This is a genomic window from Caulobacter sp. AP07 (assembly GCF_000281955.1).
GTDB lineage: Bacteria > Pseudomonadota > Alphaproteobacteria > Caulobacterales > Caulobacteraceae > Caulobacter.
On sequence record NZ_AKKF01000086.1, the window covers coordinates 1 to 7786 of the forward strand.

The following is a 7786-nucleotide window of genomic DNA, read 5'->3' on the forward strand; positions in this document are numbered from 1 at the left end:
GGCGGGCCGCCAGTCGACGCGCAGGTCGAAGGCTTCCAGCCAGACGCCCTTCTCGTCGCTGATCGTCAGGCGGCGGACGCCGAAGTCGCTCCAGATGTCGCCCGACAGGCCTTCGATCTTCAGCCGGCCGATGCGGCCCAGCTTCAGGCCGCTGGTCCGCGCCTCCAGGAAGGCGCGCCCTTGCGGCGTGATGGCGCCGAAGCGAACCCCGCCCAGCAGCACGGCGACCAGCACCACGATGCTCACCGAAACGATGATCACCAGGCCTGGCCAGCCGATCTTGCGCGCGACCTTGACCGCGGCCTCGGCGGCGGCCTCCGGAAGGTCTTCAGGCGGTGGCGATGCGTCGGTCAAAAGCTCTGCCCGATGCTGATGTAGAGCTGGAAGGCCGGATCGCCCACGCGCCGGCTGAGCGGCATGGCGATGTCGGCGCGGATTGGCCCGAAGCCCAGATCGTAACGGACGCCAAGGCCCACGCCGACGCCGAAGTCGTCGCCGTTGGGCCACTTGTCGACGCCCACGGCCCCGGCGTCGACGAAGGCCACCCCGCCCCATTTCTCGGTGAACTTGTGGCGCACCTCCAGCGAGGTCTCCAGCAGCGAAAGCCCGCCCTGGGGGGTGCTGGTGTTGTCGATGCGCGGGCCGATCGCCTGGTAGGCGTAGCCGCGCACCGAGCCGCCGCCGCCCGAATAGAAGCGCCGCGACGCCGGCACTTCGGGCATGGTGCCGCCGAGGATCTGCCCGGCCTTGAACCGGCCCGCGATCACGGTCTTCGCGCCCTTGCCGAACGGCAGATAGGCCGAGCTCTGCACCTGGGCCTTCACGAAGGCCATGGTCAGGTCCCCGGTGATGGCGGTGGGTTCGGCGCGGACCTCGACCCGCCAGCCGCGGGTGGGATCCAGGACGCTGTCGGAACGGTCCCAGGCATAGGCCGCCAGGGTCGTGAAGGTGGCGAAGTTCTGGCGCGAATTCTTGACCACGCCGTCGACCGTGATCGGCGAGTCGATCTGCGACAGGTCCACCGCCATGCCATAGGTGCGATAGACGGTCGGCCGAAGCCGGCGGGTCAGGTCGACGCCGGCATGGGCTCCGGTTTCCAGATAGGCGTCGGTGTCGTCGCGGAAGATCGCGGTGTTCAGCTTCAGGGTCTGCTGGGCGCGCCGCCAGTGCGGCAGCGCCACCTCGGCTTCCAGCCGGCTGTCCAGCTTGGCCAGGCTCGCGGTCAGCGTGGTGGTGTCGGCGCGACGCAGACGGTTGTAGCGGATCCATTTGACGTCGACGCCGGGACCGTCGGTGGTCGAATAACCCGCGCCCACTTCCAGCGTGTGGGCCTTGCGATCCGACAGGGTGACCATCACCGGCCGCAGCCCGTCGGGAAGGATCTTCTCCTTCGGGGCCAACGACACCGACACCGTGTCGTAGACGCTGGTGTCGCGAAGCCGGCGCTCGAGCTCGGCGATATCCTCCGGCTCGTAGACGTCTCCCGACTTCCAGGGCGCCAGATGCTGCACCCAGGCGGGGTTGGACCGCCCCTGGGTGATCACCTGGATCCCGTCGACATGGGTCAGGTCGCCGGCCGCGATATGGAAGGTCGGGCGCACCGTGTGGTCGGCGTGATCGACGATGACCTCGCGCGGATCGGCCGTGGCGTCGGCATAGCCCAGTTGCTGCACCTGGGAAACGACGCGGCCCTCGGCGGCCAGGACATCGACGGCCCGCCCCGGCTCGCCCGGCGTCAGGCGCATGACGCTCTCGGCGCGCTTGGCGACGCCCTCGTCCGGCGCGGCGCCGCTCCAGGCCAGTCTCGGATCGGCGATGACGAAGACAGGGCCCGGCGTGATCTTCAGAATGGGGCGCGGCGGATCGGCCTCGCTGACGTCCGGCTCGACGACATAGGCGTAATAGCCCTCGGCCCGCAGCACGGCGACCGCGTCGTCGCCGGCGTCGCGGGCGCGGCGGCGAGCCTCCGCGCGGCTGCGGGGCGGCACCTTCGATTCGGTCATGGCGCGCTGGATCGCCTCGCGCAGCGCACGGTCCTCGACGCCGGTGATGCTCGCCGCGGGCTCGTTCGCATTGGCATGCCCAGCGGCCAACAGGGCCGCCGCGGTCACGCCAAGGGCAAGTCTCTTACGCACCAAGCCTTCAAGTCCTCGCGCGGAGCGCCCCCAGACCCCCTGTATATGGCGCCCCCGCCGACTGTCACGCGGCGAAATGCAACGGAACCTTACAACCAGGCCCTTCTCTCGCCGAGACAATGGCGCCCAAATGATGAGCAGCTATGCGCATTGGGACAGCGCATGACGAAAAGCGCCACCTGGCGTGATCGCGCGTTCTAGGTTGGGGTGAACACGCCGGCCCATTTTGGCGTGCTGGGCGGATAAAATGGACACAGGCGTGGCGGTGAAAATCAAGGACATCGACGATACCCCCAGCCTGCCGATGACCGGGGCGGCCTACCTGCCGGGCGTCGCCTATGACGAGATGATCGCCAAGGGCGGCGACGTGCGGGCCCATTACGCGGCCCTGCAGACGCGAATCTCGACCCTGGGCGCCGAGGAGCTGGCCGATCGCCAGCGGATGCTCGAGCGGTCGTTCCTGCTGCAGGGCATCACCTTCACCGTCTACGGCGCCGACAGCGCCACCGAACGGATCATCCCGACCGACCTCTTCCCGCGCATCCTGCCGGCCAAGGAGTGGGCCAAGATCGAGGCGGGCCTGACCCAGCGCCTGCAGGCCCTGAACATGTTCCTGGCCGACATCTACGGCGAGCAGCAGATCCTGATGGACGGGGTGGTGCCGCGCGAGCTGGTGCTGGGCGCGCCGTCCTATCGTCGCGAGATGCAGAACGTCTACGTGCCGCACAAGGCCTACGCCAATGTCTGCGGCAGCGACCTGATCCGCGGCCAGGACGGCGAGTTCGCCGTGCTGGAGGACAATCTGCGGGTGCCGTCGGGCGTGTCCTACATGCTGGCCAACCGCGACGCCTCCAAGCGCACCTTCCCGGGCGCCTATCGCGAGGCGGGCGTGCGGCCGGTCGAGCGCTATCCCGACCTGCTGCTGGCCACGCTGAAGAGCATGAGCGCCGACTGGCGGTCCAACCCGCAGGTCGTGGTGCTGACCCCCGGCGTCTACAACTCGGCCTATTACGAGCACGCCTATCTGGCGCGGCTGATGGGCGTGCCGCTGGTCGAGGGCCGCGACCTCGTGGTGCATGACAACATGGTCTACATGCGCACCACCACGGGCCTGCGCCGGGTGGACGTGATCTATCGCCGGGTCGACGACGACTTCATCGACCCCCTCGCCTTCCGCCGCGATTCGTCGCTGGGCGCGGCCGGCCTGTTCAACGCCTACCGGGCCGGCAACGTGGTGATGTGCAACGCGCCGGGCACCGGGGTGGCCGACGACAAGGCCGTCTACGCCTTCGTGCCCGACATCATCCGCTACTATCTCGGCGAGGACGCCATCCTGCCCAATATCGAGACCTTCCTGTGCCGCGAGCCGGCCCAGCTGAGCCACGTGCTGGCCAATCTCGACAAGCTGGTGGTCAAGGCGGTGGGCGCATCCGGCGGCTACGGCATGCTGATCGGCCCCCACGCCTCGGCCAAGGAGCGCGCCGAGTTCGCCGACGCGCTGAAGGCCGACCCCGCCAACTATATCGCCCAGCCGACCATCCAGCTGTCGACCGCGCCCTGCCTGGTCGACGGCCGGATCGAGCCGCGCCACGTCGACCTGCGGCCATTCATCCTGTCGGGCGAGAAGACCGTGGTCACCCCCGGCGCCCTGACCCGCGTGGCGCTGAAACGCGGCTCGCTGGTGGTCAATTCCAGCCAGGGCGGCGGCTCCAAGGACACCTGGGTGCTCGCCGAAGAGGCGCCGTCGAACGGCACGGGAGGTCTGGGATGATGCCGGGCCTTATGAGTGAAGGGTCGCTCGCATGATGCTCGCTCGGGTGGCCGACAGCCTCTATTGGCTGGGCCGTTACATGGAACGGGCCGAACACCTGTCGCGGCTGTCGAGCGTGATGCTCAACGCCACGCTCGACCAGACCGACGCCGGGGCCCAGGCGGTGTGGATCGCCCTGTCGGCGGTCGGCAAGACCGAGATCGGGGCCGTCGCCCCGTTCGAGGCGGCCCGCTCGCTGGTGCTCGACCGGTCCGACCACAACTCGGTGGTCTCGTCCCTGGCCAGGGCGCGCGAGAACGCCCGCCAGGTGCGCGACCAGATCACCACCGAGACCTGGGAGCGGCTCAACCTGCTCTATCTGAAGGTCACCGACGAAGGCGCCGGCCGGGAGTTCGCCGACGGCTCGGCCAATTTCCTGCACGACGTGATCTCGGACGTGCACCTGTTCAAGGGCGCGGCCGACGCCACCATGAGCCACGGCGAGAGCTGGCGGTTCATGATGGTGGGCATGTATCTGGAGCGCGCCCAACTGGTCTCCAGCCTGCTGGAGGTCTGCTTCGCCGAAGGGCCGGGCCGCGAGATCAACGACCATATCGCCCTGGTCAGCCTGCTGCGGATGGCCTGCGCCCTGGAGCCCTATCTGCGGGTCTACACCGCCGAGATCGAGCCGCGGCACATCCTGGAGTTCCTGGTCTTCGACGAGGACTTCCCACGCTCGATCCGCTTCGTCACCTCGCGCATCGAGGAGCATCTGGCGGTCCTGGCCCGCCACACCGAGGCCAACGGCCGCACCGGGCCCGAGCGGCTGGCCGGCCGGCTGAAGGCCCGGCTGCAGTTCGCCGACCTGGACGAGCTTCAGGCCCAGGGCGCCAGCGCCCTGCTGACCACGGTGGTCAACGAATGCTCGCGCATCCACGAAGCGATCTATGAGACCTTCGTGGCCTATCCCCTCGAAATGCGACTGCCTGCTTAGAAAGACGACCGCCGTGCTGCTCGAGATCCGCCACATCACCCAGTATCATTACGAGCGGCCCGTCCGCGAAAGCCTGATGGAGCTGTGGATGCAGCCCCAGAAGGGCGCGCGCCAGCGGCTGGTCAGTTTCGAACTGGAGCTCGAACCGGCCGCCCAGGTGTTCTCCTACGCCGACAGCTTCGGCAACGCCGTCTATCACTTCGACGTGCCCCAGCCGCATGACGGCCTGACGATCATCGCCCGCTCGGCGGTCGAGACCGAGCCGGTGCTGGAATGGCCGATGCCGCTGGACATGGGCGAGTGGGAGCGGCTGAAAAGCGCCTTCGTGCGCGGCGAGTGCTTCGACTACCTGCAGCCCCACGGCTTCGTCCAGGTCACCCCGGCGCTGCGGGCCTTCATGGACGCGCATGGCGTCGATGAGCTTCGCCGCCGCGACCCGTTCTCGGCCGCCCAGGCGCTGTGCGACACGATCTACAAGGCCTTCGAGTACGCCCCGGGCGTCACCGACGCCGACAGTCCGATCGACCTGGCGCTCGGCGCCGGGCGGGGGGTCTGCCAGGACTTCGCCCACATCATGCTGGCGATCTGCCGGGCCTGGGGCATGCCGGCCCGCTATGTCTCGGGCTACCTGTTCACCGACCGCGAGGCCGGCGACCGCTCCGACCCCGACGCCACCCACGCCTGGGTCGAGGTGTTCCTGCCCAGCTATCGCTGGGTGGGCTTCGACCCGACCAACAACGTCATGACCGGCGAGCGCCACGTGGCGGTGGCGGTGGGCCGCGACTATGGCGACGTCACCCCGTCGCGCGGCGTCTACAAGGGCGATTCCGAGAGCCACCTGGCGGTCGGGGTCTCGGTGCGGCGGGCCCGGGCCGCCCTGGCCGAGCCGGAGTTCATGCGCCTGCCCCGCCCCTCGACGCCGTTCGGCTCGGGCCGCGGCCGCCGGGCCAACGCCGACGCCATCCGCGAGCACCAGCAGCGGCAACAGCAGCAGTAGGCCGCCGGGCCCAGAGCATTTTCGAGCGAAGTGGATGCCGGTTCGCGTGAAGAAAATGCGTAAAAAACAAAAACCTAGAGCGCCCGGCCTGATGCAATCAGGTCCGGCGCTCTAGGCCGCGAACACGTGCGTCCGGCGAGCCGACAGCTTCACCTCGCCGGTGAAGTTGTCGGCGTCGTCGCGGGCGGCGCAGACCTCGATGCGGCGGCCGTCGGGCAGCGAGGCGTCGACATTGGCCAGCGGCCCCTGGACCACCACCCGCTCGACCCTGGCCGCGAAACCCGCCGCGTCCAGCACCAGGTCGTGCGGTCGCACGAAGGCGATCGCCGCGCCGTCGGCGGCGCCCGGCGCGGGCAGGACCACCGGGCCGGCCGTGAAGCGCCCGCCCGACACCGTCCCCTCGAAACGGTTGGCCTCGCCGACGAAGCCGCAGACGAAGGGGGTGGCCGGATGGTCGTGCACCTCGTGCGGCGTGCCGATCTGCTCAATGCGGCCGGCGTTGAGGATCGCCACGCGGTCGGCCAGTTCCAGGGCCTCTTCCTGGTCGTGGGTGACGAAGATGGTGGTGACGCCGGTGGCGTCGTGCACCCGGCGCAGCTCCTTGCGCAGCGACTTGCGCACCGTGGCGTCCAGGGCCCCGAACGGCTCGTCCAGCAGCAGCACGCTGGGCTGCACCGCCAGGGCCCGCGACAGGGCCACCCGCTGGCGCTGGCCGCCCGACAGCTGCGACGGATAGCGCCCGCCCAGGCCCTCCAGCTCGACCAGCTTCAGCAGGTCCTCGACCCGGGTCTTGATCTCGGCCTTCGACGGCTTGTCCCGGCCCTTGCGCACATCCAGGCCGAACGCGATGTTGCGGGCCACGGTCATGTGCTTGAACAGCGCGTACTGCTGGAACACGAAGCCCACCCGGCGCGCGGCGGCCGAGGCGAAGGTCACGTCCTGGCCTTCGAACAGCACCTGGCCGGCGTCGGGGAACTCCAAGCCGGCGATGGTGCGCAGCAGGGTGGTCTTGCCCGAACCCGAGGGGCCGAGCAGCGCCACGAGCTCGCCGTCGGCGATCTCCAGATCGACGCTGTTCAGGGCCGGATAGCGCCCGAACTTCTTTTCGACGGAACGGATGGAGATGGTCATGGGATCAGTGCGTTCCGGTCATCTAGTGTCCGCCGCCGCGCTTGACGTCGGGCTGGGCGATCTCGAGCAGGCCCTTGAGCACCAGCGTGACGATGGCCAGCAGGCACAGCAAGGCGGCGACCGCGAAGGCCGCGACGAAGTCGTATTCGTTGTAGAGGATCTCGACGTGCAGCGGCATGGTGTTGGTCAGGCCGCGGATGTGGCCGCTGACCACCGACACCGCGCCGAACTCGCCCATGGCCCGGGCGTTGCACAGCAGCACCCCGTACAGCAGGCCCCAGCGCACGTTGGGCGCGGTCACCCGCCAGAAGGTGTAGAGGCCGGAGGCGCCCATCGACACCGCCGCCTCCTCCTCGGCCACGCCCTGTTCCTGCATCAGCGGGATCAGTTCGCGGGCGATGAACGGGAAGGTCACGAAGATGGTGGCCAGGACGATGCCGGGCACGGCGAAGATGATCTTGATGTCGTGGTCGATCAGGTGCTCGCCGAACCAGCCCTGCAGACCGAACACCAGCACGTAGATCAGGCCGGCGACGACCGGCGACACCGAGAACGGCAGGTCGATCAGGGTGATCAGCAGCGGCTTGCCCGGAAACTCGTGCTTGGCGATCGCCCAGGCGGCGCACAGGCCGAAGACGGCGTTGAACGGCACGGCGATCCCGGCGGTGATCAGGGTCAGCTTGACCGCCGCCAGGGCGTCGGGATTGGCGATCGCCGCCAGGGCCGGACCCAGCCCCTTGCGCAGGGCCTCGGCGAACACCGCCGCTAGCGGCAGGGGC

Annotated in this window: 7 protein-coding genes; 3 read left to right on the top strand and 4 right to left on the bottom strand. The window is 69.1% G+C overall.

Annotated features, from left to right (window positions below; all coding sequences use genetic code 11):
* Together PMI01_RS05775 and PMI01_RS05780 are read right to left on the bottom strand one after the other, a co-directional pair.
* Positions 1 to 354 (bottom strand): hypothetical protein (locus tag PMI01_RS05775; RefSeq protein ID WP_007665176.1); only part of this gene is annotated, 354 nt, incomplete at its 3' end.
* Entirely contained in the window at positions 351 to 2138 is a 1788-nt protein-coding gene (locus PMI01_RS05780; RefSeq protein ID WP_007665177.1) for an autotransporter assembly complex protein TamA, read from the bottom strand. The genes PMI01_RS05780 and PMI01_RS05775, both read right to left, overlap by 4 nt.
* Positions 2139 to 2382: 244 nt before the next feature.
* Here PMI01_RS05780 and PMI01_RS05785 point away from each other — a divergent pair, with 244 nt between their 5' ends.
* The 3 genes from PMI01_RS05785 to PMI01_RS05795 are packed head-to-tail and all read left to right on the top strand — an operon-like array spanning position 2383 to position 5876.
* Positions 2383 to 3906, top strand: coding sequence for a circularly permuted type 2 ATP-grasp protein (locus PMI01_RS05785; RefSeq protein WP_007665178.1), 1524 nt, complete (start codon positions 2383 to 2385; stop codon positions 3904 to 3906).
* Positions 3907 to 3937: 31 nt separating this feature from the next.
* On the top strand, positions 3938 to 4879 hold the full coding sequence (locus PMI01_RS05790) for an alpha-E domain-containing protein (RefSeq protein ID WP_007665179.1): 942 nt from the start codon (positions 3938 to 3940) through the stop codon (positions 4877 to 4879).
* Between the two features lie 13 nt (positions 4880 to 4892).
* Complete coding sequence (locus PMI01_RS05795) at positions 4893 to 5876, top strand: transglutaminase family protein (RefSeq protein ID WP_035034884.1); 984 nt, start codon at positions 4893 to 4895, stop codon at positions 5874 to 5876.
* A 111-nt stretch (positions 5877 to 5987) separates the two neighbouring features.
* Here PMI01_RS05795 and PMI01_RS05800 read toward each other — a convergent pair whose 3' ends face one another.
* Positions 5988 to 7007, bottom strand: a complete 1020-nt coding sequence (locus tag PMI01_RS05800) for a sulfate/molybdate ABC transporter ATP-binding protein (protein WP_007665181.1) — start codon at positions 7005 to 7007, stop codon at positions 5988 to 5990.
* A gap of 22 nt (positions 7008 to 7029) precedes the next feature.
* The coding region (gene cysW, locus PMI01_RS05805) for a sulfate ABC transporter permease subunit CysW (protein ID WP_007665182.1) at positions 7030 to 7786 on the bottom strand (757 nt) is incomplete at its 5' end.

Bases quoted from the DNA above. Each gene is read 5' to 3' on its own strand.
- PMI01_RS05800 (WP_007665181.1), bottom strand. From the start codon at position 7,007: ATGACCATCTCCATCCGTTCCGTCGAAAAGAAGTTCGGGCGCTATCCG.
- PMI01_RS05790 (WP_007665179.1), top strand. From the start codon at position 3,938: ATGATGCTCGCTCGGGTGGCCGACAGCCTCTATTGGCTGGGCCGTTAC.
- PMI01_RS05785 (WP_007665178.1), top strand. From the start codon at position 2,383: ATGGACACAGGCGTGGCGGTGAAAATCAAGGACATCGACGATACCCCC.